Origin of the sequence: Solwaraspora sp. WMMD792, assembly GCF_029626105.1 — a bacterium.
In the GTDB taxonomy this organism is placed as follows: domain Bacteria; phylum Actinomycetota; class Actinomycetes; order Mycobacteriales; family Micromonosporaceae; genus Micromonospora_E.
This window is the reverse complement of sequence record NZ_JARUBH010000009.1, coordinates 3,475,506-3,501,701: the sequence shown is the minus strand read 5'-3', so window position 1 is coordinate 3,501,701 and position 26,196 is coordinate 3,475,506. Positions and strand designations below refer to the sequence as shown.

Sequence of the window (26,196 nt, the reverse complement as noted above, 5' to 3'; positions counted from 1 at the left end):
GGACACCATGACCTCCACGCAGCCCCAGCCGGCGATCGCCGCCACCGGGCTCCGCAAGGCGTACGGCGATCACGTCGTGCTCGACGGCATCGACCTGCACGTACCGGCGGGAACGGTCTTCTCGCTGCTCGGCGCGAACGGCGCCGGGAAGACCACCACGGTCAAGATCCTGTCCACGCTGATCCGACCGGACGCCGGGGACGCCCGGGTCGCCGGGCACGACCTCACCCGCGACCCCGACGCGGTACGCGCCGCGATCGGCGTCACCGGCCAGTTCTCGGCGGTGGACAACCTGCTCACCGGCGCGGAGAACCTGCGACTGATGGCCGACCTGCACCACCTCGGCCGGGCCGACCGGCAGCGGCGCGTCGCCGGACTGCTCGACCAGTTCGACCTGACCGAGGCGGCCGGCAAACCGGCGTCGACCTACTCCGGCGGCATGCGGCGGCGACTCGACCTGGCGATGACCCTGGTCGGCGACCCCCGGGTGATCTTCCTCGACGAGCCGACCACCGGGCTCGACCCGCGCAGCCGACGCACCATGTGGCAGATCGTCCGGGGCCTGGTCGCCGACGGCGTCACCATCTTCCTGACCACCCAGTACCTGGCCGAAGCCGACGAACTGGCCGACCGGATCGCGCTGCTCGACCACGGGCGGGTGGTCGCCGAAGGGACCGCCGAGGAGCTCAAACGCCGCATCCCCGGCGGGCACATCCGGCTGCGCTTCGCCGACCAGCGACGCCTCGACGCGGCCACCCGCGTACTCGACCAGACACCAGCAGCGCTCGGCCAGGCAGCCCACTCACTCGGCCAGGCCACCCGCGACCACGACCCGCTCGCCCTGCGGGTGCCCAGCGACGGCAGCCTGCAGGCGCTGAAGACCCTGATCGGCCGGCTCGACGCCCAGGCCGTCGAAGTCGACGAATTGTCCGTACACACACCCGACCTCGACGACGTCTTCCTCGCCCTGACCGGCGACCCCTCCGACGACAAGGTGACCACCCGATGAGCGCCCACGCCCTGGCCGGCCCGGCCGCCGCCGTCGCCGGCCTGCGTAACCACCCGCTGCGCGACTCGGTGACGATGCTGCGCCGCAACCTCAGACGCATGCTGCGCTACCCGTCGATGACCGTGACCCTCGTCGGGATGCCCGTCGTCTTCCTGCTGCTGTTCGTCTACGTGTTCGGCGGCACCCTCGGCGCCGGGCTCGGCGAACTCGGCGCGACGATGTCCGGCGGGACGCTTCCCGGCGGCGGGGCCGGTGGGCGCGCCGCGTACGTCAACTACGTGGCACCGGCGATCATCCTGATGACCGTGACGGCCACCGTCCAGGGGACGGCGATCTCGATCGCCATGGACATGACCGAAGGCATCATCAGCCGATTCCGTACGATGCACATCGCCCGCGGCTCGGTGCTGACCGGACACGTCCTGGGCAGCATGATCCAGGCGGTGGTCAGCCTGGCGGTCGTCATCGGCGTGGCGCTGCTGGTCGGCTTCCGGCCCACGGCCGGGCCGGTCGAGTGGCTGGCCGCCGCCGGATTCCTGCTGGTGGTGACCTTCGCGCTCGTCTGGCTGTCCGTCGCGCTCGGCCAGGTGAGCCGCAGCGTCGAGACGGCCAGCAACCTGCCGATGCCGCTGATCCTGCTGCCGTTGCTCGGCAGCGGGTTCGTCCCCACCGACTCGATGCCGGCCGGGCTGCGCTGGTTCGCCGAGTACCAGCCGTTCACCCCGATCATCGAAACCCTGCGCGGCCTGCTGATGGACGAGCCGGTCGGCGACAACGGGTGGATCGCGCTCGCCTGGTGCGCGGCCATCGCGCTCGGCGGATACCTCTGGTCGAAACGACTGTTCGACCGCGAGCCCTGACCCCTGGCCGGTCGGTCGGCCGACCGACCGGTCAAGCTGGGCGGGTCGTCGCGTCAAGTGGTGCGAGCAGCCGCCGAACCTGGGCGGCCTCGGACCGTATCCCGAGGCTCAGGAACAGGCCCAGCGCCTCCTGCCAGTCGTGCCGGGCAGCCGAGAACTGGCCGAGCAGGTGCAGGATCAGGCCGGATTCGCGGAGGCTTTCAGCCAGGCTCTGCCGCCGGCCCAGTTCACGCAGGGCAGCGGCTGCGGTGCGTTGGTCGGCCAGCGCCTCCTGGTAGCGCTGCTGGAGCCGGCGCACCATGCCCCGCTCCAGGTGGACCTTGGCCTGGCCGAAGCGATCGCCGACGCTGCGGTACGTCTCCAGACATTCCTGCAGGACGGTGACCGCCGCGTCGTAGCGCTCGGTGTCCCGGTAGAGGCTGGCCAGGTTGGTGAGCCCGATGGCCTGCCCGTAACGGTCGCCGAGCTCCCGGAAGAGTGCCATGCCCCGCTCGTGGGCGCGCTGAGCCTCGTCGTAACGGCCGAGCAGACGCCACACCAGGCCCAGGTTGCCCAGGTTCATGGCCTGGCCGCGCAGGTCACCCAGCTCCTCGTTGACGGCCAGACACGCCTGGTAGCACATCAGCGCCTCCTGGCTGCGTCCCTCGGCCTGGTGGACGTTGCCCATCAGCGCCAGCGCCTGGGCATGGCCGTGCCGGTCGCCGATGGCGCGGTGCCGGGCGATCGCGGTACGCAGGTGTTCGGCGGCCTCGTCGAACCGTTCCAGCTGGCACAGTGCCGCGCCCATGTCGGTGTGGGCGACGGCCAGTGCGGAATTGTCGTCGCTGCGGGCGGCCACCTCGAGCACCAGGCTGTTGATGGCCGACACGTCGCCCCAGGAGTTGCGAACCCGGTGGAAGGCATACAGGCCCTGACCGAGCTGGACGACCAGGCTGGCCGGTACAGCCGGATTCGCCGCGGCCTGGTGCAGCGCCACCAGGTGGTTGCTGCGCTCGTCGTCGAGCCAGCGCAGCGCCGAGTCGGGGTCCGGGAACGCGGTGGCGTCGCCTGTCCACTGGTCTCCCACGGTCTGCGGGCGGCGGTCGCCGGGGCGCAGCAGGGGGTACGTCCCCCAGACCGTACCGACGTACCAACCGATGGCCCGGGTGAGTGCGGCGGCCCGCTCCGCGCCACGCAAGGAGATGGTGGCCTGCTCACGGCCGTACAGGCGGATGAGGTCGTGGTGGTGGTAGCGGCCGGGCACCTCGCTGTCGAGCAGGCTCGCGGCGACGAGCCGTTCCAACGCCCGGGCGGCCGCGGTCGGGGGCCGGTCCATCAGCCGGGCGGCGAACAGGTCGCTGACGTCCGGCCCGTCCCAGATGCTGAGGGTCGCGATCGCGGTCGCGGCGTCCCGGTCGATGGGGTCGGCACTGCCGCGCAGCTTCCGGTGGGACAGGGCGATGCTCGCGCGGACGCTGAGGTCGGCCACCTCAAGTTCGTCGAGGCGGCGCTGCTCGTCGGCGAGCCGCGCGGCGAAGTCCCGCACCGTCCACCCGGAGTGGGCCGCCAGTCGCGCGCCCGCGATCCGCAGCGCCAGCGGGAACCGGCCACACCAACGGACCAGCTCACGCGCGGCCTGCGGATCGGCGGCGATGCGCTCGTTCCCGACGGTCCCGGTCAGCTGGGCTAGGCCCTCCTGCTCGGTGAGGGGTTCCAGCTGGATGTGGTGTGCACCGTCGAGAGTGCTCAGCATCCGGCGGCTGGTCACGATCACGCCGCATCCGCCGCCGCCGGGTAGCAGGGGCGCGACCTGGGCGGCGTCGCGTGCGTTGTCGAGCACGACAAGCAGGCACAGGTCGGCGACTGCCGAGCGGAACATCGCCGCAGCCTCGTCGACGTCCATCGGCAGGCGGACCGGTGCGGCGTCGAGCGCCCGCAGGAACCGGTGCAGGGCGTCGAGTGGGCTCACCGGGGCGAGACCGGCGGTAGCGCCGCGTAGATCGGCGTAGAGGACACCGTCGGGGAACCGGTCGGCGAACCGGTGGGCGGCGTGTACGGCCAGAGCCGACTTGCCGATGCCGCCCACTCCTTGCACCGCGACCACCGCCACGGGTCCGGTGGTGCCGGTGCCGAACAGCCGCCGTATCGTGGCGAGCTCCTGGTGGCGGCCGGTGAAGGTGGGCACGTCGCGCGGCTGCTGTCGTGGTGCTGGCTGTGACGCGGCGGCGGTCGACGCCGGCGCGTCCCGCAGGGCGGCCTGGTGCAGCGCCTGCAGGGCCGCGCTCGGCTCGAAGCCGAGCTCGGAGACGAGGCGTTCGCGAAGCTCCCGGTAGGCATCCAGGGCCTCGGCCCGCCGGCCGGCGTGAGTCAGGGTGGTGATCAGCAGCCCGGCGAACCGCTCCCGGAACGGGTGCTCGGCGACCAGCCGGCGCAGCTCCGGGACGAGCCGGTCGGCCTCGCCACGGGCCAGTTCGCGCTCGATGCAGTCGGCGTGTACGCAAAGGCGCCGCTCGTCGAGTCCGGCCGCCTCCGCTTCGAGGAACCCGCCCCGTAGACCGGCGAGCGCGGGACCTCGCCACAGTGCGAGCGCCTGCCGGTACATCGAGACGGACCTCGCGTCGTCGGGTGCCGTGGCGGCCTGCCGGACGAGGCTGTCGAACGCGAGGGCGTCGACCTGCTCCGGCGCGACCCGCAGCAGGTAGCCAGCGGTGCGGGTGTCGACGGCGCCCCCGGCGCGGGTGAGCGTGGCCCGGAGGCCGGCGATACGGTTGAGGACCTGCCGGCGGGCCGTCCTCGGTGGATCGCCGTCCCAGGCGGCCGCGATCAGCGCGTCAACCGATACCGGGCGGTTGGCGTTGAGCAGCATCGCGGCCAGTAGTCGCTGCGACCGCGGCCCACCCACCGGTACGTCTCCCTGATCGGCGCATACCTGAAGCGCGCCAAGGATCCGGTACTCCACTTGGCATCCCCCCGAAGCGCCAAAGCGGCGACACGGTATCCGTCCTCTGTGAACGAGTCAATGCTCAGGCCTGTGACATAACAGTGTAGCGTCGATGTTACCGCCGTCGATGCTGAAACGGTCCTGCACGGAGGACCGGCGGCTGCGGTGCGGCTTCGCGTCTCCGTGTTCAGATCCGAGCCCACGGAGGGCCAATGAGCCGCCTTGTCGACGTACCGTTCACCACCGATCTGCACCTGCGCCTGCTGCTGAGTCTCGACCGTGGTCACAACGTGCAGCGCGCGGTGCGGGCGGCCACCCGCCCCGGCGACCGTGTCCTCGATGCCGGAACCGGCAGTGGCCTGCTGTCGTTCGTCGCCCTGCGGGCCGGGGCGGTCAGCGCGGTGGGCGTCGACCGCCAGCACCTGGAGTTGGCCCAGGCGGTGGCGGAGAAGAACGGCCTGGCCGATCGGATGACCTTCCTGCAGGCAGACCTGATGGACCTGGACCTGCCGCCGGCCGTCCTCGAGGCTCGGTTCGACCTGCTGCTGGCCTTCATCTACACCAACCATCCGTTGATCGACGAGGCCCGCTCCCGCATGGTGTTCGAGCTGCGGGACCGCTTCTGCGTGCCCGAGTGCCGCATCGTGCCGGGAGCGGTGCGCTACAGCGTCGCCGCGTGCGAGCGGCTGGACTGGGACCTGTTCACCGAGCGGGCCGACCTGGACGCCTCCGCTGACGTGCTCCGCAGCGTGTACGGGTTGGACTACCAGCCGTTGATCGACCGCACCAAGCAGGAGCTGCCGATCAAGCGGAGCCGGCCCACCGACCCGGCCGCGACGGCCTGGCGGCCACCCACCTCGATGGCATCGGTCCGCTTCGACCGACGTCACGTGCGGCTGCTCAGCGAGACCGACACCTTCCACATGATCGACTACTCGGCACCGTCGTTCATCGGCTTCCCCGGCGAGACGCGACTGCGGGCAGCGGTACCAGGGCGGGTGTCGGGCCTGCTGTGGACGCAGGAGCTGCTCTACGACGGACAGCCGGTCTGGACCACCGAGACGTACAGCCCCCTGGCGGCGCCGCTGGCGGTCTCGACCGGCGACACCATCGTGGCGCGTACCGGTGAGCAGTGGCGAGCCACCAACACCGTGCCGGCCCAGGTCGAGCGCGGATGAGCGTCGCCGTCCCACGCACCGACATCGCCGCAACGGCCGGCCTCAGCCACCACACCGGCTGCCCCGTCGAATGCGTGCTCGGCGCCGTCGCCGCCATCGCGGTCCGCACCGAGCAGGGCACCGAGACGACCACGGTCGAGGCGACCGTCATCACCGGTGGCCTGACCCATCAGCACCGCTACCGGTTGACCGGCGCGCCCTCGCCGCGGGCGCTGCTGGCACAGCGCGGCACGCGCATCGCCGCCGACGACGACGCGGTGCCGATCGTCGTCGAGGTGCATGACGACGGCGACCTGCTGTACGCCACCGCCGGCACGAGCGGGCCGGTGCCGGGCTGGCTGGGGCGGCTGCCGGTGCTGATGCGCGGCTGCGCGACGAGCCCCGACGCCCCGATCGACTCGCTGAGCCTGCTCGACGACGACGAACGCGCGCTCATCGAGGACAGGTGGAACGACACGGCGCGCCCGTACCCGAGCGGTACCACGGCGTCGCACCTGATCGCGGCGCAGGCGCGGCGCACACCGGCCTCCGTCGCGCTGATCTGCGGCGACGAGACGCTGACCTACCGGCAGCTCGACGCCGCCGCCCACCGGCTCGCGGCCCGGCTGCGCCGTACCGGCGCGGGACCCGGCGACATCGTCGGCGTACACCTGCAACGCGGGATGCTGCAGGTGGTGGCCATGTTGGCGGTCTGGAGGGCCGGCGCGGCCTGGCTGCCCCTCGACCCCGCCTACCCCCACCGGCGCCTGGAGTTCATGCTCACCGACAGCGGCGCCATGATCGTGCTCACCGACGCCGAGGCCGCCACCCCGCCCGCCGGGCTGCACGCCGGCCGGGTGCTGCTGCCTCTCCACCACGATCTGCTGCACAGCGAACCGGACCGCGAACCGGACCGCGACCCGGCGGCGGGCCACGAGTGCGACGCCGCCCCGGGCGGCACCGCGTACCTGATCTACACCTCCGGGTCGACGGGCACGCCGAAGGGCGTCGACGTGCCGCACTCGGCGCTGCTCAACCTGCTGTACGGGGCCGCGGACCTGATCGGCCTCGGCCCGGCCGACGCGCTGCTGTCGGTGACCTCGCTGTCCTTCGACATCGCCACGCTCGAACTGCTGGCGCCTCTGCTGACCGGCGGACGGGTGGTCATCGCCGGACCGGACGACGTGCGCGATGGCGCCCGGCTCGGGCAGCTGCTGCGCCGCAGCGGGGCCGGCGTCATGCAGGCCACCCCGACGACCTGGCAGATGCTGCTGGCCGCGACCCCCGACCTGCCGCCGCTGATCGCGCTCTGCGGCGGCGAGCCCATGCCGCCGGCGCTGGCCCGTCGGCTGGTGGCACGGTCGCGTGCGGTGTGGAACATGTACGGACCGACAGAAACGACGGTCTGGTCGACGGCGGCGCGTATCGGGATCCAGGACGCCGACCGCCCGACGATCGGCCGCCCGCTGCCGAACCAGAGCGTCTACGTCACCGACGCCCACCTCCGGCCGGTCCCGGTCGGCTGGGTCGGCGAGCTGTGCATCGGCGGCGCCGGGCTCGCCCGCGGGTACTGGAACCGCCCCGAACTGACCGCGGAGCGGTTTCCCGTCGACGCGGCCGGCCGCCGGCTCTACCGAACCGGTGACCTGGCCCGCCGGCTGCCGGACGGCCGACTGGAAATCCTCGGCCGGGACGACCAGCAGATCAAGATCGCTGGATTCCGGGTGGAGCCCGGGGAGGTGGAGGCGGCGCTCGCCGGGCTGTCCGGCGTCGAACGCGCGGTGGTCGCCGCCGTGGCCGGGCCGGACGGCGCGAAGGAGCTGGCCGCCTGGGTCGTGCCCGCCGACGACACCGTCACGGTCGCCGACATCCGGGTTCGGCTGGCGCGGGTCCTGCCGCCGTACCTGGTGCCGTCCCGCCTGACCCTCAGCGCAAGCCTGCCGCTGCTGCCCAACGGCAAGATCGACCGTCCGGCACTGCGCCGTACGCCGCTGACCACCGCGTCCCCGGCGCAGGCGGAACCCCCAGTCACCGCGTCCCCGGCGCAAGGGCGGCCCTCGACGGAGGCCGAGAGGTCGGCGGCGCACCTCGCCGCGCGATCCGATGCGCGCCCCCACGGCGAGGCTCTGCGCACCGCGATGGCCGCGATCTGGGCCGACGTGCTGGCCGTCGACACGGTCGACGTGGACGACGACTTCTTCGGCATCGGCGGCTCGTCCCTGCGCGCGGGCGAGCTGATCAACCGCCTCCAGCGGATGAACCCCGCCGGCGACGTGCTCTACGTCCGCGCCCTGTTCGACGCTCCGACCCTGCGCGCCTTCTGCACCTACCTGGCCACGCAGTACCCGGCGTTGGCGACCCACCTCACCGGCGCGCCGCAGACCACCGCCAGCCGCCGCCCCGACACGGCGATCACCGGTGCCGATCTGCGACGGTTCCGCGCCATCGTCACCGGCGTCGAGCCGGCGCCGGCCGCCGGTCCGAAGCTGCCCCGCGCGGCCTTCATCCTGTCCGCCCCACGGTCCGGGTCCACCCTGCTGCGCGTGCTGTTGGCCGGCAGCAGCCGGCTCTTCGCCCCGCCGGAGCTGGAGCTGCTCGGTTTCGACACGATGGCCCAGCGCGCGGCCGCGCTCGGCGGCAGCCACCGGTACGCCACGGAGGGTCTGCTACGCGCCGCCATGGACCTCGACGGCGGCACCGCCGCCCAGGCGGCCGAACGCCTCGCCGAGCTGGCCGACCGGCCGGTCCGGGACACCTACGACTACCTGCAGTCCAGCGCGCGGGGCAGGCTGCTGGTCGACAAGACCTCCACCTACGCCGTGGACGCCGCAGCGATCCGCCGCGCCGAGACGCTCTTCGACCAGCCGTACTACATCCACCTCGTCCGGCATCCGGGCGGCATGATCGACTCGTTCCTGCGGGCCCGGATGGAGCAGGTGTTCCGCCACCCACACGCGTTCACCCCGCGTGAGCTGGCCGAGCTGACCTGGCTGACCGCCAACGACAACGTCACCGCCGCACTCGCCGACGTGCCGGCCGACCGCCGCATCCTCATCCGCTACGAGGACCTCGTCGCCGACCCGCAGGAGGTGCTGACCCGGCTCGCCGGCTTCCTCGGCGTACCCCTCGAACCGGCCATGCTGGACCCGGCCGTCGGCGCCGACGGCCGGATGACCAGCGGTTTGCACCCGCAGTCGCGCATGCACGGCGACCCGACGTTCGACCCGGACCGCGGCGTCGACGCCACCGCCGCCGAGCGCTGGCGGCACGCGTTCGACCCCGCGACGCTGTCACCGGCCACGACGGCACTGGCCCGTGCCCTGGGGTACCGGCGTGAGGACCGGCCCGCCGAGTCGCGGACCGCGCCGCTGAGCACCCACCAGCGCGGCATCTACCTCCACGAACAGATCAGCGGTGTGCGTACGCTCTACAACATCTGCAAGGCGTGGCGACTCGCCGGTGACCTCGACCCGGCCATGCTGCGCGCCGCCGTGCAGCGCGTCGTCGACCGGCACGAGGCGCTGCGTACCGCCGTGACCGATGTGGACGGCACGCCGACGCAGCGGGTGCGCACCGACGTGGCGGCGTCGTTCACCCAGCGGCGGCTGCCGGCCACTGCCGGACCCGACGGCCTGCGGGCCGCGCTGGAGGAGTTCGCCGCGCAGACCCTCGACCTCGAAACCGGGCTGGTGCTGCGCGCGGTGCTCATCGGGCTCGGCCCTGGCGAGTGGGCGTTCGGGCTGCTCGTGCACCACGCGATGGTCGACGGGTCGTCGCTGGCCGCCGTGCTGCGCGACATCTCCGCCGAGTACGCCGGAGTCCTGGCCGCCCGCGCGCCCACCCCGGCACCGCCGGCACACTTCATCGACGTGCTGCCGGACCCGGCCGGACCCGGCCCCGACCCGGCGGACGTGGCCTACTGGCGCCACACGCTCGACGGCGCGCCGGCGCTGCTGCCGCTGCCCACCGAACGGCCCCGGCCGGCCCGCAAGGCGTACCGCGGCCGCCGGGTGCCGGTGTCGTTCGACGGCCCGGAGTGGCAGCGGGTCGGCGAGTTCGCCCGCCGCCACGGCGCGACGCGGTTCATCGTCCTGCTGGCGGTCTTCAAGACGTTGCTGCTGCGCTACGTCAACAGCGCCGACTCGCCGGGGATCGGCGTGGGCACCGCCTTCGTGCAACGCCCCGAGGACGAGGACAGAGGCAGCCAGGTCGTCGGCATGTTCACCGGCAACCTGCCGCTCTACACCCGGCTCGCCGGTGACCCCACGTTCGCCGACTTCCTCGCCACCGTACGGGAAACCTGCCTGGAGGCGTTCGAGCACCACCGGATGTCGTTCGAGGACATCGTCCGGGAGCTCGGCGTGCCACGCGATCCCGGATACTCGCCGCTGGTGCAGGTGCTGTTCACCTCGGAGCCGCCGGAGGCACAGCAGCTCCGGCTCGCCGGGGTGCAGGCCGAACGCCTGGACGTGCAGTGGCGTACCGCGAAGTACGACCTCACGGTCAGCCTGATCACCGCCGACGAGGCGCTCGGCGGCTGGTGGGAGTACGACGCGGACCTGTGGGACGAGGACCAGGTCCAGGGCATGGCCCGGCACTTCGTACGGCTGCTGCGCCAGGTCGTGCGCGACGCCGGCCGGCCGCTCGGCGACTACCAGCTGCTCGACGACGCCCAGACCGCCGAGCTGCTACGCGCCGGCGCCGGCCCGGCGCAGCCGCGACGCCCACTGCCCGTCGAAGCAGCCGTACGCCGGCACGCCCAGGAGCGCCCGGACTCCGTCGCCGCCCGCGACGACGACACGACGCTCACCTACGCCGACCTCGACGCGCTGTCCGACCGTTGGGCCGGCCAACTCATCGAGCAGGGCATCGGCGCGGAGACGATCGTCGCCGTGCTGACCGGTCGCACCCCGATGTTCGTGGCCGCCTGCCTGGCGGTGATAAAGACCGGCGCGGCGTACCTGCCGATCGACGCCGGCACCCCGGCGGAGCGCATCCGGTTCATGCTCCGCGACAGCGGCGCCGCCGCTGCGCTGGTCACCACGGCCACGGCCGACCTGGTACCGGACGACGTCGCCACCCTGGTCATCGACGGACCGCAGTCACCCGGGGGACCGGAGGCGCCGGCCCGAAAGCGGGACATTGAGCCGGCCGACTTGGCCTACGTCATCTACACGTCCGGCTCGACCGGGCAGCCGAAGGGCGTGCTGGTCGAGCACGCCGCGCTCGACAACTTCGTGGCCTGGTTCACCGAGGCGTACGGACTCGGGCCGCAGGACCAGTGCACGCAGACAGTCAACGCCGGCTTCGACGCCTGCGTGATGGAGCTGTGGCCGTGCCTCGCCGCCGGCGCGACGCTGCACTTCGCCCCCGCCGCTGTCCTGACCGACCCGGCCGGCATGTGGAACTGGCTGCGGGACATCGCCGCGACCGTGAGCTTCCTGGTCACCCCGCTGGTCGAGACGATGCTGGCCGAGCCGGTGCCCGACGGCCTGGCCCTGCGGACCGTCATCACCGGCGGGGACCGGCTGCATCGGCAGCCCGCGCTGGGCGGGTGCGGCTTCACACTGATCAACGGGTACGGCCCGACGGAGAACACGATCCTGTCGACGGTCGCCGTCGTGCAGCCGGACGACCCGTACGACCGGCAGCCGCCGATCGGGCGACCGGTGCCGGGCACCACCGCGTACATATTGGACGACCGGCACCGGCCGGTGCCGCCCGGCGTCGAGGGCGAGCTCTACGTCGGCGGAGTACAGGTCGCCCGCGGCTACCTGAACCAGGACGAGCTGACCCGCGACCGTTTCCTGCCCGACCCGTTCGGCCCACCCGGCGGGCGGCTCTACCGGACCGGTGACCGCGTACGCCAGCGCGCCGACGGGCAGATCGACTTCGTCGGCCGGGTCGACGACCAGGTCAAGATCCGTGGATTCCGCATCGAACTCGGCGAGATCGAGGCGGCACTGCGGCAGATCCCCGCAGTCGCCGACGCGGCCGTGGTCGTCACCGGCACCGGCACCGGCCGCCGGCTGACTGCCTTCGTCACCGGCGCCGTCGGGTCCGCCAGCACGGTCGGCGAGCACCTGCGCCGCACCCTGCCCGGCTACATGGTGCCCAGCGTGACCACCGTGCTGGACAGCCTGCCGTTGACCCACAACGGCAAGGTCGACCGCCGGCGGCTGCGGGCGCAGGCGGACGACGGACCCGCCCACACCGTCACCGAGCCGGCCACGCCACTGGAAGCTGAGCTGCTGCCGCTGTGGCGACGGGTGCTGGGCACCGAGCAGATCGGCGTCACCGACTCGTTCTTCGAACACGGCGGCCACTCGCTCAACGCCATGCGTCTGGCGTCGGTGATCCGCCGCGAGACCGGCCACCACATCCGGCTGCCGCTGCTCTTCCAGGCCCCGACCGTCCGCGACATCGCCCGGGCGCTCACCGCCGAGCAGGACACCCGTCGGCATCTGATCCAGCTGCAGGCCGGCGACGGTCGTACGCCGCTGATCTGCGTACACACCTCGGACGGCACGGTACTGCCGTACGCGCCGCTGACCGGCTTCTGCGGGCCGGACCAGCCGGTCTGGGGCGTGCAGGCCGACCCCGTGCCGCCGGGCGGGCACCGGTCGCTGACCGAGATGGCGGCCGCGTACCTCGACGAACTGCGCACCGCAGGCGTGCTCGGCCCCGTCGACCTGCTGGGCTGGTCGTTCGGCGGGCTGCTGGCTTACGAGATGGCGCGACAGTCCGTCGCGGCCGGCACGCCGGTGCGGCGGGTCGTGCTGCTCGACGCCGAGCCGCTGACCGGCGACGTGATCACCGACGAGGAGGCCATGCTGCGGGAGTTCACGCTGCAGCTACGCCGCCGGGCCGGCGCGGTCGACACCGGTGAACCGCCGGGCAGCTGGCCCGAGCTGGTGAGCGCCGCCCGACGTCTCGGATGGATCGATGCGGAGGTCGCCGAGCAGGAGCTGCGGGCCACCTACGACACGTTCCGCGCCCACGTCCGGCTCGGCCAGGCGTACCGGCCGGAACCCGCCGACCTGCCGCTGCTGCTGGTCACCGCCACCGACCGTGCCCCGGACGTACGACGCGCGCAGGTCCGGGCATGGCAGCAACTCACCGGACGGGACGTCGAAGTGGTTGAGATCCCCGGCGACCACTTCGACATGGTCGGCGACGCTGCGCTGCGCCGCGTCGCCCAACTGCTGAACATCGAGGAGGAGCCAGCTCCGTGACCACCGCAGAGACCGGGTCGACCGCCCAGCAGCAGACATCGACACGCGCCTGGCTGGGCCTCGCCGTGCTGCTGACCGGCACATTCGTGGCCCAGGTGGACTTCTTCATCGTCAACGTCGCGATCCCGAGCGTGCAGGCCGACCTCGGCGCGACCCTGTCGCAGGTGCAGCTGATCGCGGTCAGCTACGGCGCCGCCTACGCCGTCGCGGTCATCACCGGCGGCCGGCTCGGCGACCTGTACGGCCGCAAACGCATCTTCATGATCGGCGTCACCGGCTTCGCCGTCGCGTCCCTGCTGTGCGGCACCGCCACCGACGCCTGGGTGCTCATCGGCGCCCGGGTCGTCCAGGGAGCGGCGGCCGCGCTGCTGATGCCACAGGCGATCGGCTCGCTGCACGCGATGTTCGCCGGCCAGGCCCGGGAACGCGCATTCGCCGTCTTCGGCGTCTCCATGGGAATGGCCTGGGTCAGCGGCATCGTGCTCGGTGGCCTCCTGCTCAGCGCCGACATCGCCGGGCTCGGCTGGCGCGCGATCTTCCTGATCAACGTGCCGCTCGCCGCCGTCGCCCTCACCGGCGCCGCGCTGACGCTCACCGAGTCACGCCGCCCCGCCGCCCCACGGCCGGACCTGCTCGGCATGGCGACCCTGGCCGTGCTTCTCGGCCTGCTCATCGTCCCGCTGATTCTCGGCCGTCAGGCCGGCTGGCCGGCCTGGAGCATCGCCGGGTTCGCCCTCTCCGCGGTGGCCACCGTGGTCTTCGTGGCCGTGGAACGGCGCGTCCTGCGCCGCGGCGACGATCCGGTCCTCTCGCCGGACCTGTTCCGCGACCGCACCTTCCGGCTGGGCCTGACCGTCATCGTGGTGTTCTTCCTCGGCCCGCCCGGATTCTTCCTGCTCACCACGCTGTATCTGCAGGTTGTCGCAGGATTCACCGCGTTGCAGGCCAGCCTGAGCCTGCTGCCGTTCGGCGTCACCTTCGTGCTGACCTCGCAGTTCATCAACCCGATCAAACGCCGCCTCGGCGATTGGACGATCGTCCTCGGCTGCGGTGTGATGGCCGTCGCGCTCGCCGGACTCGCCACCGTCGTGCACACCACCGGGGAACAGATCACGCTGGCCGCCCTCATCCTGCCGGTGCTGCTGCTCGGCACCGGCCAGGCTCTGGTCACCACGCCGCTGTACGAGATGCTGCTGCGCAACGTCCGCCGAGAGATCGCCTCGACGGCGTCAGCCGTGTTCACCACCGTGCAACTGGTCGCCCAGTCGCTGAGCGTCGTGATCGTCACCATCATCTTCGCGGCGTTGGCGCAGGCCAGCCTGGATCAGGCGCTGCCCGCCGACGGCGACGGCGAGGGTGCCACGCGGCCGGCCGTCGCCGCCTGCGCCGACGAGGGCTTGACCGACTTCACCGCCGGCACCCGCGTCAGCTGCCCCGACGCGCCGCCGACGACACGCACGGCGGTCGAGGCCGAGGCCCGCGCGGTGACCGCCGTGGCCGCCCGGCAGGCGTACGTCGGCACGTTCGCCTTCAATCTGCTGGTGCTGGTGGTGAGCGGTGCCGTCGTCGCCCGCCGTGCCCGCCGGTGACGTTGCGCTCTGGCCGGCGGACGCCGTGTCACCTCACCGGGTCGGGATCACTGGTCGAGCTTGATGCCTCAGGTGCATCAAGATGCACCTGAGGCATCAAGCCACGGAAGCATCATGGGTTTCCTGGCTCGGGTACGCGGCACCTCGCTCACAGCCGGTCGCCGGCGTTCGCGTCGGTGGTGCGGTGGCGATGAGGGTCGCGGTGACCGTGAGCAGCCCGGCCAGCCACGCCATGGGGCAGGCCGACCATCGTGAAGCCGAGCCACGGCGGCGCCCACGGGTCGCCGCCGCTGATCGCGGCATGGTTGGCGGCCAGCCCGCCCACCGCCAGAGCGGGCAGGATCAAGACGGCGGCAGCTCCGAGCAAGGAGACGGTGACGGCCCGGACCCGGGCGCGTCTTCTGGTGTGAGCATCGAGTTGCCGGAGGGCAAGCAACGTGGTGATCAGGGCGACGAGGAATCCGGTGACCGCCAGCGGCCAGACCCACGACGGCTGCGCGCGGCCAACGTCGAGCACGAAGCTCGTGGCGTCCCGCGCGGACAGGCGCACGGCGACACCGTCCCGGGTCGCCGTGAAAGCGTCGTAGTCGCCTCTGGCGCGGAATCGTTTGGCATCCCAACCGGCAGCCGTGAGCCGGTCGACCGCCTCGCTGACCATGCGGCCGTCGGAGGTTGACGCCGGACCGAACGGCAACGGGACCCTGACGGTCCCGGCGACGTAGCCGTCCTCCGACAAGCAGGTTCCAGGCACCGTCGACAGCCGGCGGAAATCCGTGCCGGTCACCGTTTCGGGTCGGCTCACCCGCCTCGACGCCGGGAAACGCGACAGCGACCGCCTGTCGGGCTGCCACCGTGTCGGTGGTCGGCCCTGCCGTCTGCCAGCCCAGCCATGAACCGAATACGGCACCGACAAGGCCGGCCAGCGTCGCAACAATCAGATAAGCGATCTCCGCCTTGTGTCCAGCATGTAGAGGCGCATGTCAATTGACATCTGGTGACCAGGTTTCAGTCCGGTGCGGTTTTCGTGTGCTCGGGGACAGTACCATCTTATGAAGGAGGTGTACGAGCTGCGCGAGTTTCAATCCGGTGCGGTTTTCGTGTGCTCGGGGAGTTCACAACTATCGACGAAGCATGCGCGCGGTACGACTTGTTTCAATCCGGCGCGGTTTTCGTGTGCTCGGGGACCGTGTCCGAAATGTCGGGCGGTCTGACCTGCGGAAACAGGGGCCCTCGGGGGCAACCTCCTGTTGATCATGATCTTGGGAAGCTGCTAGACGATCTTTGACGGGCATGTTTTCGCAGCTCAGGTCTACTTTGGGATCTTTCCGCCAACCTACCCCGGATCCCGGGCGTGTCGGGGGTTGTCGCAACGGGCATTCCGGACGAATCACCTCCCTGGGGGATCCTGGCGGGTCTGCCAGGCTCCAGTCTATTCGCTCGTCCACAGTGAGCCTTTTCCAAGCTGATGTTGCAGCTCAGGAGGGGTGTGGCAGGCCCGGTGATCGATGGGTGCGAGGCTCCAGGTAGGACAGCTGTCGACCAAGACTCGAAGCCCCAACCGGGAGCCTCGCCGTGCTGTCCTACCCCGCCACGATTCCGTTGTCCAGCCGCACCCTGAACCACCTCGCCGAACGTATCCGCGGCCACCGCAAGCAGCGCCGCTCCCGGTGGCGGCGACTCGACCCCGCCCGGCAGGCGCTGCTCGTTCTGGCTCATCTGCGAAACGGCGACACCTACACCCGCCTCGCCGCCGGCTTCAAGATCGGTGTCGCCACCGCCTGGCGGTACGTGCAGGAGGCGATAGCCCTGCTCAGTTCGGCAGCCGACGACCTGGACACCGCGATGCGACGCATCCGGCTGCTGGCGTACGCAATCCTGGACGGCGCCCTGATTCCGATCGACCGGGTCGCCGACCAACGACCGTACTACTCCGGGAAACACAAGCAACACGGGGTGAACGTGCAGGTCATCGCCGATGCCGCTGGCCGGCTCGTATGGGCTTCACGGGCGCTGCCCGGTTCGGTCCACGACCTGACCGCAGCCCGAACCCACGGCATCATCGACGCACTGACCAGGGAAGACGTGATGACCTTCGCCGATAAGGGCTACCAAGGAGCCCACGGCAGCGTGCGCACACCGTTCAAGCGACGCCGCTTCCGCCCGAAGCTGTCACGCCGGCAGAAGGCCGTGAACCGTGCCCACGCGAAAATCCGCGCTCGCGGCGAACGCGCGATCGCCACCGTCAAGACCTGGAAGATCCTGAACAAGCTGCGCTGTTGTCCACGACGAGCGACCCCCATCGTGCAGGCCATCCTCGTTCTGCAGCACGTCGAAGCCAACCGCTACACAGGATGAAAAAGGCTCAGTGATGGAATAGGGGAGTAGGTGGGGCGGCGGTGGGTTTCCGCCGCCCCACCCACTCCCCGGATACCCGGACTATCCGGGTGGTTCCGATAGGAGATCGTCCAGCCACTCGACACCGGCACCGGCGACGAGGACCGCGAGGATTTCCAGTCGCCGACGGGCGATGCCGGCCGGCAGCCGCAGTCGTCGTGCGCAGGACTTTTCCAGATCGACGGCGGATCGTTCGAGCGCGACATCGCACATCTCGGCGAGCAGCTTCGGCAGCCCGCTGCGGCGTACGGCCGGGTTGGCCAGCAGCCGCAGCAGCACCTGGCGGCGACGACGCCGTTGGGGAGTGTCGCCGGGGTCGGCGTACCGCTCGGCCGGGTCGCCCGGGGCGGTGCCGCGGATCGGCCGGGCACCTGGCAGGTCGTCGCACGGGTCGAGTCGGTCAGCGCGGCGGTGCAGCGCGGCGGCGACGTTCGCTTCGTAGAAGGCCGGGTTGATCCGCCGGAGCAGGTCGACGGCCGCCGTCAGACGCAGGCGTACCTGCTGGTCGGTGAGTCCGTGCTTGGCCGCCGCGTGCGGGATCCGCCACGGGTCGGCGACCTGGTCGCGCAGCCCGATCACGAAGCTGATCAGCAGGTCGAGGCCGACCGGGTCGGCGGCCAGCGGCGCCGCCCAGCGGGCAGTGGTGAGGTCGCGTTCGGGGCGGGCGTGCATGCCGCGCGCCGTCGCCGACCGGCGGCGCAGTTCGGCGATGGCCTGGCGCTGGTCCTGGTGCACGAACTGCCAGTAGACGGCGCGTAGCCACGGAGCGATGTCAGCGTTGGCCCGATCCGGGTGGTGCGCGTAGCGGAGCAGGTCCGCACCGGCAGCGTCCGGGTCGACCGTCGACGCCTGTGGCCCGTATAGGAAGGACACCACCTGGTTGATCTCCTCGATCCGGGTCGGGCCGCCGACGCTGGTGCCGCCGGAGCCGCTGCCGGCGTTGCCGCTGGCGGTGCCGTGGTCGGTGGCGTTGCGCCGGAGCCGGTCGAACTGGCGGCGGATGTGCTCGTCGCGTACGTCGGCGCAGTTGGCGCACAGGTGCAGCCACCGGTTGGCGGCGCGCGGGCTGTCGACGCAGTGGCTGGTGCCGTGCACGGTGCGGGCGATGACCATCCCCAGGTGGTGGGTCATGGCGCGGACGACGGCGAGGAAGAAGAAGGTGTACGTGTCTTGCGGGTTCCGGTGAACGCAGTGCAGTGTCCATCGAGGTGCCTCCCGTTGCGACGCAGGAGAACAGCGGGGTGGATGAGCGGGCGGGCTGGGTGCCCGCCGGACGACACCGGTGTCGTGATGTGGTGGGGAGCGACCGCCCAGGGCGCCGGCCCAAGGACCGTGGACGGGGAGCGAGGCAACCAGTGAGACTAACTCCTGGTGTTCATGTGAATACCATACGTGTGGTTACTCGATGGTAGCAACTGGAGGCCGATCCGAGGCCGGTGACCGTCCACACACGTCCACCTGGTGGACTGCGCTGCCACTTCGTCCATCTGCTCCAGGTAGGAGCAACCCCGGCAACCGGAGGACGACATGGGCAAGACGATCAGGATCAACGGGGTCGACGTACCGGTGATCGACGACATGCTGTCCGGCCGCGACATCAAGCGGGCGGCCGGCCTGCCGCAGGAGCGGGTCCTGGTCCGCCAGGACGACGACCGCAACGTCATCGTCCCCGACGACCAGCGGATCCGCGTCGCCGATCAGCAGCAGTTCACCCACCACGCCCGGCACTCCAAGGCGATGAACACGCTCGACCCGAGGCGGCTGCGCATCCGCCACGAAGCCGCCCAGCTCGCGTACGCGTACCCGGGGCTGACCGTCGCCGACGACGAGTCCTGGCTGCACATCCCCGAGTTCCGGCTGCCGCCACACTGGGAGCCGGACCGCACCACCGTGCTGATCGTGCCGCCGGCCACCTACCCGGAGACCGCCCCGGACGGCTTCTTCCTCGGCGACCACCTGCGCCGCCGCGACGGCCGCACGCTCGTGCAACCCGCCCACTACTTCTCGGCCTACAAGAACCGTTACGCCGAGCTGGGCTACCGCTGGTACTGCCTGGAAGACCCCGAACGCAACTGGGATCCGCGCTTCGACTCGCTGGTCAGCTACGTCGAGGCGATCCGCACCTACCTCGGCACGGTCGACTGATGACCTGCGTGCTGCGGATCAGCCACGACACCTGGGACACCGTACGGCGGCATCTGCGCGACAGCGACGACGAACGCGGCGCCTACCTGCTGGCCCGCGCCGGCCGGTGGACCGACCCGTGGGGCACCGGGGCCGTCACCGACCTGCTGGTCACCCGGGCCATCCCGATCCCGGACGACGCGCTGTCGGTGCAGAACGGCGTACGGATCGAAGTCGCCGCCTGGCTGACCCGGGAGGTGCTGATCGCCTGCTTCGAGACCGGTCTGTCCCTGGTCGACGTGCACAGCCACCCGTTCGCCGACGACACGGTCAGATTCTCCGGCCTCGACGTGGAGAACATGCGCCAGACGCACACCGAGTTCCTCGACCGGATGCCGGCCGCGCCGCCGGTCGGGGTGGCGTCGCTGGTGCTCGGGCAGGCGTCGGTGGCCGGCGCGTACACCGACCCGGACGACGGGACGCTGCGGATGCTCGACCGGTTGGTGCTGCTCGGCGACGACGACCTGACCGAGGTGAAACTGTGCCGATTCTGACCACGCCGACCCTGACCACACCGGCCCGTGGGCCGGACCCGCAGGCCGATTCCAACGGGCCGACCCCGGCGGACCGCTACGACCGGCAGGTCCGGGCGTTCGGTCCGCACACGCAGCGTCGGCTCGCCGAGCTGACCGTCGCCGTGGTCGGCCTCGGCGGCGTCGGCAGCCAGGTCGTCCAGTCACTGGCCCACCTGGGCGTGGGTGGGCTGCTGCTGGTCGACCCGGACACGGTCACCGCCACCAACCTGAACCGTCTGGTCGGCGCCAAGCCGGCCGACGTGGCGCGGGCGGCGACCAAGGTCACTGTCGCGTCCCGCACGGTCCGGACCATCAACCCGCAGGTACGGGTACGCGGCATCGCCGGCAGCATCCTCGACCCGGTCGTCTGGCAGCAGGTGCGCCCGGCCGAGGTGATCCTCGGCGCGGTCGACGGGCACGCGCCACGCTGGGCGTTGAACCGGCTGGCCGTGCAGTACGCCCGCTGCTATCTCGACGTCGGGGTCGAGCTGGGACCGGCACCCCGGCCGGAGCCGCCCGACGACCACAACCAAGAAGCCAATTCCCGGGTACGGCTGGAAGCCGGCGGGCATCTGGCGGTGGTCCGCCCCGGTGGCCCGTGCCTGCTCTGCCTGTCCGGCTACGACCCGCGGCTGGTGGACGCCGAGCTTGACCCGGGGTTGGCAGCTGCTCGCCGGGCGGCCGGCTACCGGGTCGACGATCCGGCCGAGCCGACGCCCAGCGTGGTTTTCCTCAACCAGATCATCGCCGGGTACGCCGTCGGCGAGCTGCTGAACTATGTCTCACCGTGGCGGCCACCGGTGCGGTATCTGCTGATGGACGCGACGGCGAACGAAACGACGGTGCTGGACGCCGACCGCGACCCGGAGTGCCTGGCCTGCGGGCCGGACTCGCCACGCGGGCTCAGCGACGCCGCCGGCCCACCGTCCGTGGCCCGGACGACCGCGCCTCCAGCGGCGCACGACGCTGCCGGAGCATCACCGAGCCCGAACACCCAGCCATCCCGATATTCGTCACCCGGCGAGCCAGGCCCACGCAACGAGTCCCGCCACCACGACACCTGATCCCAGCCCAGCTGACGCCGGCTCTCGGTAGACCTGATGCGATTTCGCGTGATCCCGCCACGGGATTTTCTCCCCTGACGGGATCACGCGCGACGGTGCATCGGGGATCAATGCTGCACCGTCGTGGTACGCCACTCGCGGACACCCCGACGGGCATTCTTGCCTGCCCAAATACGGGCGCGTTTTTCGTGTGTCCGGGGACTGGAGGGAAGAAGGCTGAAGGGCCTCCTCCCAACCCGTTTCAATCCGGTGCGGTTTTCGTGTGTCCGGGGACTAGCGGAACGGCACCTGCTCGAGAGGGAGCTCCCCCAGTTTCAATCCGGTGCGGTTTTCGTGTGTCCGGGGACTGAGCCCCCCCGGGCAGACCCCACCATGGACATGAGTTTCAATCCGGTGCGGTTTTCGTGTGTCCGGGGACGATCAAGAAGATCAACCTGCCCCGCGGGGTTCAGGTTTCAATCCGGTGCGGTTTTCGTGTGTCCGGGGACCGTGTCCGAAATGTCGGGCGGTCTGAGCTGGGCAAACATGGTGCTCCGGGGGCAACCTCTTGTTGATCATGATCTTGGGGGAGCCTCAAGTGATCTCCATGGGGCATGTTTTTGCAGCTCAGGTTCACTTTGGGATCTTTCCGCCAACCTACCCGGGATCCCGGGCGTGTCGGGGGTTGTCGCAATGGGCATTTCCGGACATAAGCTCCTGTTGATCTCGGCGGTGACGTCGATGCCACCGATTCTATCGGAGTTCGTCCGTCCGATCTCGGCATGAATACCTCTCCTTCCCGGCTGTTGAGTCGGATGTCTGACCAGCCGACGTTGTGGGCCGCGTGGTCGCGGGTCGCCGCCGGCACCGCACTCGCCGGAGCGGACGGTGTGACCGTCGCCGAGTTCGCCCATCACCTCGGCCCACGACTGGAGTCGCTGTCCACGCTGCTGCGCAGCGGCGAATACACCCCACAACCCCTTCGACTGATGACCGTCAACCGTGGTGGCGAGCGCCGCGACCGGGGCATTCCGACCGTCGCCGACCGGGTCGCCCAGCGCGCTTTCCTGCACGTCGCCGGCGACCGGTGGGAGACCCGCCGCGCCGAGGTCAGTTTCGCGTACCAGCGGGGTCGTTCCTGGGTGGACGCGTTGACGATGGCTCTCGCGTACCGGGACAAGGGGTTGCGCTATGTGGTCCGCGCGGACATCGCGGATTTCTTCGCCAGCGTCGACCACCAGCTCCTGCACGAGATGGTCAGCGGCAGTCTCGCCGACCCGGCGGTCAGCCGGATCGTACGCGGCTGGTTCGCCGCGCCGATGCTGACCGCCGCCGGTCTGCGTACCCGGGTCCGGGGTATTCCCGAAGGCGCGCCGATCAGCCCGACCCTGGCCAATCTCTACCTGCGTGAATTCGACGCCCGGGTCGACGGCCGGCACGGCCGACTGGTGCGCTACGCCGACGACCTGGCGCTGTTCTGCCTCGACCTCGATGCGGCGATCAGCGGCGCCCGGCAGATCGGCGCCGAGCTGGCCGCGCTCAACCTGCGGCTGCACCCGGACAAGACGCAGATCACCACGTTCGACGCCGGGTTCAGCATGCTCGGCTGGGTGTTCGACGGCGAGCACGGCCGGCCCGAGCAGCCCAACGCGGACTGGACCCATCCGCTGCTCAACACGCCGCAGCGGGGCAAGCTGCCGGCCAGCAACGGGAGCCGGCGATGATCGGCAAGGCGTTCCACGTGATCGGCCCGGACTGCGTCCTCGGCCGGCGCGACGGCCGGCTCGTCGTGCACCGCGACGGTGTGCTGCGCGCCTCCGCGCCACTGACCATGGTCGGCGAGGTCGTCGCCACCGGCCGGGTGACCGTCACCCCGCACGCCATGCACAGCATGCTCGCCCACGACATCCCGCTGATCCTGCTCAGCCGCACCGGCCGACCGCTGGGTCGGCTCGAACCGCCCACCGCCGGGCACATCGCCGCCCGGCTGCGTCAACTCGACCGGCACCGCGACCCGGCCGCCCGGCTCGACCTGGCCCGCGCCGTCATCCCCGCCAAGATCGCCAACCAGGCGACGCTGCTGCGCCGCCGCGCCAAACGCAGTGGCGACCCGGCGACGGTGTGGGCGGCGGTCACCCGGCTCGCCGAGTTCGAGCAGGCCGCCAGCGCCGCGACCGACCTGGCACAACTGATCGGCATCGAAGGCGCGGCGGCTGGGGCGTACTTCCGCGCCGTCCGGGTGATGACACCGGCCGAGTACGGCTTCGCCGCCCGCGACCGCAGCCGCCGCGACGTGATCAACGCGTTGATCAACTACTGCTCGGCGCTGCTGCGGGAAACCGTACACGGGGCGATCCTCGCCGCCGGGCTCGACCCGTACCTGTCGTTCCTGCACACCCCGAGCCGGGGCCGGCCCACGCTCGCCTTCGACCTGATGGAGGAGTGGCGGCCGGCGCTGCTGGAGAGCACCGTACTGGCGATGCTCGGTCTGCGTACCGTGACCGACGCCGACTTCGACGGCACCCACCTGACACCCGGCGCGACGTCCGCGCTGATCTCGCGGTATCAGGCCCGGCTTGCCATGCCGGCCCGCGAATGGCCGGCCCCCGCCGACCAGCCGACCTACCACCAACTGGTACGCCGCCAGGCGCTGCGGCTGCGCGGCTGGCTGCTCGACGAGCAGGCGCAGTACCGGCCGTTCCGCTGGAGGTGACCGTCATGAGGCCCAGCTGGTGGACCGTCACCTTCGACCTGCCCGACGACCGCGACCGCCGGCAGCTGACGACGCTGCTGCGCCGCCACGGCGTACGGGTGCTGTACAGCGTCTTCACCATCCACATCGGTGACGCGCACCTGGACCGGCTGCTCGCCGCCAGCGCCGAACGGTTCACCGGCGGCGGGCACCTGCTGGCCCTGCCGTCCTGCCCGGACTGCGAAACCGCCGGGTACGGCGTACCGCTGGAAGTCCTCCCCGAGCAGGGCTGGGCCGGCTGGTGAACCGGCCGGTGCTCGTCGTCTACGACATCGTGAACGACCGCCGCCGCGCCGAGGTACGTGCCCGGCTCGGCCCGATCGCCGACCGCTTCCAGTACAGCGGGTGGCTGGTGCCACCGGAGGTCAACCTGACCGCGGCGCGGGTCGTCGCCGACCTGGCCGCGGTCGCCGGCCCGGCGGACCGGATCCACGGCCACGCCCCGTGCCCCGACTGCGCCCGCCGGGCCAGGTGGCTGCCGGCCCGCCAGCCACACCGCCTCACCCGCCAACCCGGCTGGACCGCCCACTGAACGTGGCCGCCGATCTAGTGGGGTCACCAAATCGACGAGTGGGAAGAGCTCGAAGCTTTCCGGGACAGCAAGGACGCTGCGGTGATCGCCCGCTCCCGTGCCGGGGGGCAGCTCGTGCCGCTGTCTGCGACGCTGTAATCGCTCGGGGTCGATCCTCCAGGGGGCAGTGCCGGATCACGTACGCGGCGAGCATAAGCACCAAAGCCTAATTGGCTCGCCTCAACCTGCTGTCAGGTGGTTGTTGCTGGTGCGGCGGCTGCATCCCAGAGGTGTTCGACGTGGTTGGCGTATTGGTCGAAGAGTCCGCTGGATCCGCGTCGGCGGATGTGCAGGGTGGGGGAGGCGTGTCCGAGTTGGTCGGCGAGGTGGGTGCTGACGAGGGCTTCGTCGTCGAAGATCCAGACGGACAGGCTGATGTGGCGGTCGGTGTGGCGTACCTGTGGGGTGGGTTCGATTTTGGTGAGTTCGGCGGTGGTGATGTCGATGCGGGTGGAGATCGACAGGGCGGCGTCCTCGACGCGTTCGCGGTCGCGGGTGACGGGTGAGTCCTTGTGTCCGAGGAGGAAGCGTAGGTCGAGCCCGGATGCGGCCTTGTTGCGCAGGGTGGGTGTGATGCCGGGGACCTCGGTCCAGAGGAAGTATGAGGTGTAGCCGGCGCACCAGATGCGGGACGTGGCGCGGTGGAGGAGGTCGTTCCAGAGTTCCCGGGGGACGGCTGAGCGTGTCGGCCATGCGGCGCGGATCTCCCGGTCGTATCCGCGTTTGACCAAGCCGGACCAGATCACGTCTTCATCTTCTCTCAGCACCTGGGCGACCTGCGAGCGGTGGCGGGGGTGAGGAACGCGACCGCCGAGCCACCGGGCGACAGTCTTCGGGTCGACGCCCACCTTGCCGGCCAGGGTCGCGGGTGTCATGCCGGTTCGGCTCATCGCCACGTGCAGCGCTGTGTTCATGGTTGATCACTCCCGGGACGTTTGTGAACGTCCCTAGGCTACCTGACGCAGAGGTCCCGGCATCCCCTCCACACAGGAAGAGTCCACAAAAGATCCTTCAAACGCATTTTGACCCGCGATGGAGAGAGCCGTGTACAGGAACCAGGTTCCCGACAACAGGTATCAACGGACCCGACAGCCAGTGGTTAGCGCGGGTCCGACGCCGGACCGGCCGCCGTTGCCGCGACGGGCGCCGGGACAGACGGACATCGGGCGTGATCCGCGTTTCCGGTTGCTGGCCGCTCGTGGGGCGGCGGCACCTGGCGAAGACCCGCAGGGGACGCCCTTGGATGCGGTGGCGGCGGCGATGCGGAACCGGCCGGACGCGGAGGTGTTGGCCCAGGCGCGGGAGACGGTCGCCGGGCACATGCCGAGTCGGTTGGCCGAGTGCCGGGTGTGTGACGTGCCGGCGTTCTGCCCGCCGTTTACCAGCGCGTTGGCCGTGTTGGACCGGTGGGATCAGGTCAAGGCGCGTCGGGTGCGGGCGGTGTTGCGATACGCCGGGCTCTGGCCGGACGGGTACGTCCACGACGGGCGGGACGACTGATGACCGACCGCGATCTGATCCGGGTAGGCGACACGCTGTATCTCGGTAAGGCCGACTGGGTGTTCGGTGACCGATCGATGACGGTACGGGTCTCTGACATCCGGTACGGCCTCGACGATGTCGATTCCCCGGTGGTGGGCATCCTCGCCACTATTACCTCGGCCGGGCGGGACGGGCGGATGGCCGCGATCGGCGTCTACAAGAGTGCCTTGACCCGCCCCGGTGTGGTGCAGCGCCGGCAGCCACCCAACGGCGTCGACTTCCCCGCCACCGAGCGGCCGTAGACCCCCGGGGCGCGTACCCGCTGCAGCCCTGGTGGGCGGCCGGGCACCAGGCACCCGACGAGCGGTGACGCCCCCACGTCCGCCTCCGAGCACGCGGACGGCCGCTCGGCCCGGTGTCCATCGCTGCCTACACAGTCAGGGTGTCGCAGCGGCAGGACAAGCGCCCCGGGCTCGTACTCCGCT

The 26,196-nt window shown here is 71.1% G+C and carries 19 protein-coding genes, 1 pseudogene and 1 CRISPR repeat array; of the genes and pseudogenes, 16 read left to right on the top strand and 4 right to left on the bottom strand.

The window, feature by feature from the left end; translation table 11 throughout:
• Nucleotides 1-7: 7 nt before the first annotated feature.
• Together O7629_RS16725 and O7629_RS16720 are read left to right on the top strand one after the other, a co-directional pair.
• On the top strand, nucleotides 8-1,009 hold the full coding sequence (locus O7629_RS16725; protein ID WP_278170246.1) for an ATP-binding cassette domain-containing protein: 1,002 nt from the start codon (nucleotides 8-10) through the stop codon (nucleotides 1,007-1,009).
• Nucleotides 1,006-1,869, top strand: coding sequence for an ABC transporter permease (locus O7629_RS16720; RefSeq protein ID WP_278170245.1), 864 nt, complete (start codon nucleotides 1,006-1,008; stop codon nucleotides 1,867-1,869). The genes O7629_RS16725 and O7629_RS16720 overlap by 4 nt, the downstream gene beginning before the upstream one ends.
• A 31-nt stretch (nucleotides 1,870-1,900) precedes the next feature.
• On the opposite strand, the gene O7629_RS16715 is transcribed toward O7629_RS16720, so the two are convergent.
• Entirely contained in the window at nucleotides 1,901-4,750 is a 2,850-nt protein-coding gene (locus tag O7629_RS16715; RefSeq protein ID WP_278170244.1) for a BTAD domain-containing putative transcriptional regulator, read from the bottom strand.
• Between the two features lie 251 nt (nucleotides 4,751-5,001).
• Between O7629_RS16715 and O7629_RS16710 the strand changes: the two genes are divergently transcribed.
• The 3 genes from O7629_RS16710 to O7629_RS16700 are packed head-to-tail and all read left to right on the top strand — an operon-like array spanning nucleotide 5,002 to nucleotide 14,770.
• Nucleotides 5,002-5,967, top strand: coding sequence for a 50S ribosomal protein L11 methyltransferase (locus O7629_RS16710; RefSeq protein WP_278170243.1), 966 nt, complete (start codon nucleotides 5,002-5,004; stop codon nucleotides 5,965-5,967).
• On the top strand, nucleotides 5,964-13,181 hold the full coding sequence (locus O7629_RS16705; RefSeq protein ID WP_278170242.1) for a non-ribosomal peptide synthetase: 7,218 nt from the start codon (nucleotides 5,964-5,966) through the stop codon (nucleotides 13,179-13,181). Before O7629_RS16710 ends, O7629_RS16705 begins: the two co-directional genes overlap by 4 nt.
• Nucleotides 13,178-14,770, top strand: coding sequence for an MFS transporter (locus O7629_RS16700; RefSeq protein WP_278170241.1), 1,593 nt, complete (start codon nucleotides 13,178-13,180; stop codon nucleotides 14,768-14,770). Before O7629_RS16705 ends, O7629_RS16700 begins: the two co-directional genes overlap by 4 nt.
• Before the next feature lie 148 nt (nucleotides 14,771-14,918).
• On the opposite strand, the gene O7629_RS16695 is transcribed toward O7629_RS16700, so the two are convergent.
• Nucleotides 14,919-15,554 carry a hypothetical protein gene (locus O7629_RS16695; protein ID WP_278170240.1) on the bottom strand — a complete coding sequence of 212 codons (636 nt, stop codon included), beginning with the start codon at nucleotides 15,552-15,554 and terminating at the stop codon, nucleotides 14,919-14,921.
• 788 nt (nucleotides 15,555-16,342) lie between these two features.
• On the opposite strand from O7629_RS16695, the gene O7629_RS16690 reads away from it, so the two are divergent.
• Nucleotides 16,343-17,125, top strand: coding sequence for a transposase family protein (locus O7629_RS16690; RefSeq protein WP_278170239.1), 783 nt, complete (start codon nucleotides 16,343-16,345; stop codon nucleotides 17,123-17,125).
• A gap of 81 nt (nucleotides 17,126-17,206) precedes the next feature.
• On the opposite strand, the gene O7629_RS16685 is transcribed toward O7629_RS16690, so the two are convergent.
• The gene (locus O7629_RS16685) at nucleotides 17,207-18,295 is read right to left on the bottom strand and encodes a hypothetical protein (protein ID WP_278170238.1); all 1,089 of its coding nucleotides are present in this window, start codon (nucleotides 18,293-18,295) and stop codon (nucleotides 17,207-17,209) included.
• A 396-nt stretch (nucleotides 18,296-18,691) separates the two neighbouring features.
• On the opposite strand from O7629_RS16685, the gene O7629_RS16680 reads away from it, so the two are divergent.
• The 8 genes and pseudogenes from O7629_RS16680 to O7629_RS16645 all read left to right on the top strand — a co-directional run.
• Entirely contained in the window at nucleotides 18,692-19,309 is a 618-nt protein-coding gene (locus tag O7629_RS16680; protein WP_278170237.1) for an E2/UBC family protein, read from the top strand.
• Nucleotides 19,309-19,842, top strand: a complete 534-nt coding sequence (locus O7629_RS16675) for a hypothetical protein (RefSeq protein ID WP_278170236.1) — start codon at nucleotides 19,309-19,311, stop codon at nucleotides 19,840-19,842. The genes O7629_RS16680 and O7629_RS16675 overlap by 1 nt, the downstream gene beginning before the upstream one ends.
• Nucleotides 19,830-20,927, top strand: coding sequence for a ThiF family adenylyltransferase (locus O7629_RS16670; RefSeq protein WP_278170235.1), 1,098 nt, complete (start codon nucleotides 19,830-19,832; stop codon nucleotides 20,925-20,927). Before O7629_RS16675 ends, O7629_RS16670 begins: the two co-directional genes overlap by 13 nt.
• Nucleotides 20,928-21,093: 166 nt before the next feature.
• Nucleotides 21,094-21,415: direct repeats of the CRISPR family, unit length 36 nt; unit sequence GTTTCAATCCGGTGCGGTTTTCGTGTGTCCGGGGAC.
• Nucleotides 21,416-21,721: 306 nt separating this feature from the next.
• Nucleotides 21,722-22,630 carry a reverse transcriptase domain-containing protein gene (locus O7629_RS16665; protein WP_278170234.1) on the top strand — a complete coding sequence of 303 codons (909 nt, stop codon included), beginning with the start codon at nucleotides 21,722-21,724 and terminating at the stop codon, nucleotides 22,628-22,630.
• Nucleotides 22,627-23,619 (top strand): CRISPR-associated endonuclease Cas1, encoded by a 993-nt coding sequence (gene cas1 / locus O7629_RS16660; protein ID WP_278170233.1) that lies wholly within the window; start codon nucleotides 22,627-22,629, stop codon nucleotides 23,617-23,619. The genes O7629_RS16665 and cas1 overlap by 4 nt, the downstream gene beginning before the upstream one ends.
• Before the next feature lie 5 nt (nucleotides 23,620-23,624).
• Nucleotides 23,625-23,903, top strand: a complete 279-nt coding sequence (locus tag O7629_RS16655; RefSeq protein ID WP_278170232.1) for a CRISPR-associated endonuclease Cas2 — start codon at nucleotides 23,625-23,627, stop codon at nucleotides 23,901-23,903.
• Entirely contained in the window at nucleotides 23,900-24,190 is a 291-nt protein-coding gene (locus O7629_RS16650) for a CRISPR-associated endonuclease Cas2 (RefSeq protein WP_278114760.1), read from the top strand. The genes O7629_RS16655 and O7629_RS16650 overlap by 4 nt, the downstream gene beginning before the upstream one ends.
• Nucleotides 24,130-24,325, top strand: a pseudogene (locus O7629_RS16645) (hypothetical protein); the annotation flags it as partial. The gene O7629_RS16650 and the pseudogene O7629_RS16645, both read left to right, overlap by 61 nt.
• Nucleotides 24,326-24,420: 95 nt before the next feature.
• Here O7629_RS16645 and O7629_RS16640 read toward each other — a convergent pair.
• A complete protein-coding gene (locus O7629_RS16640) occupies nucleotides 24,421-25,077 on the bottom strand; it encodes an XRE family transcriptional regulator (protein WP_278170231.1) in 657 nt (218 codons plus the stop codon).
• 412 nt (nucleotides 25,078-25,489) lie between these two features.
• Here O7629_RS16640 and O7629_RS16635 point away from each other — a divergent pair, with 412 nt between their 5' ends.
• Nucleotides 25,490-25,729: a hypothetical protein gene (locus O7629_RS16635; RefSeq protein WP_278170230.1), complete on the top strand. Its 240-nt coding sequence runs from the start codon at nucleotides 25,490-25,492 to the stop codon at nucleotides 25,727-25,729.
• Nucleotides 25,729-26,013, top strand: a complete 285-nt coding sequence (locus O7629_RS16630) for a hypothetical protein (RefSeq protein WP_278170229.1) — start codon at nucleotides 25,729-25,731, stop codon at nucleotides 26,011-26,013. The genes O7629_RS16635 and O7629_RS16630 overlap by 1 nt, the downstream gene beginning before the upstream one ends.
• The last annotated feature ends 183 nt before the right edge of the window (nucleotides 26,014-26,196 follow it).

What these genes read in the sequence shown, in the direction of transcription:
- O7629_RS16725 (WP_278170246.1), top strand. Translation starts at nt 8, where the DNA reads ATGACCTCCACGCAGCCCCAGCCGGCGATCGCCGCCACCGGGCTCCGC.
- O7629_RS16720 (WP_278170245.1), top strand. Translation starts at nt 1,006, where the DNA reads ATGAGCGCCCACGCCCTGGCCGGCCCGGCCGCCGCCGTCGCCGGCCTG.
- O7629_RS16710 (WP_278170243.1), top strand. Translation starts at nt 5,002, where the DNA reads ATGAGCCGCCTTGTCGACGTACCGTTCACCACCGATCTGCACCTGCGC.
- O7629_RS16705 (WP_278170242.1), top strand. Translation starts at nt 5,964, where the DNA reads ATGAGCGTCGCCGTCCCACGCACCGACATCGCCGCAACGGCCGGCCTC.
- O7629_RS16685 (WP_278170238.1), bottom strand. Translation starts at nt 18,295, where the DNA reads ATGACCCACCACCTGGGGATGGTCATCGCCCGCACCGTGCACGGCACC.
- O7629_RS16680 (WP_278170237.1), top strand. Translation starts at nt 18,692, where the DNA reads ATGGGCAAGACGATCAGGATCAACGGGGTCGACGTACCGGTGATCGAC.
- O7629_RS16675 (WP_278170236.1), top strand. Translation starts at nt 19,309, where the DNA reads ATGACCTGCGTGCTGCGGATCAGCCACGACACCTGGGACACCGTACGG.
- O7629_RS16665 (WP_278170234.1), top strand. Translation starts at nt 21,722, where the DNA reads ATGTCTGACCAGCCGACGTTGTGGGCCGCGTGGTCGCGGGTCGCCGCC.
- cas1 (WP_278170233.1), top strand. Translation starts at nt 22,627, where the DNA reads ATGATCGGCAAGGCGTTCCACGTGATCGGCCCGGACTGCGTCCTCGGC.
- O7629_RS16655 (WP_278170232.1), top strand. Translation starts at nt 23,625, where the DNA reads ATGAGGCCCAGCTGGTGGACCGTCACCTTCGACCTGCCCGACGACCGC.
- O7629_RS16635 (WP_278170230.1), top strand. Translation starts at nt 25,490, where the DNA reads ATGCGGAACCGGCCGGACGCGGAGGTGTTGGCCCAGGCGCGGGAGACG.
- O7629_RS16630 (WP_278170229.1), top strand. Translation starts at nt 25,729, where the DNA reads ATGACCGACCGCGATCTGATCCGGGTAGGCGACACGCTGTATCTCGGT.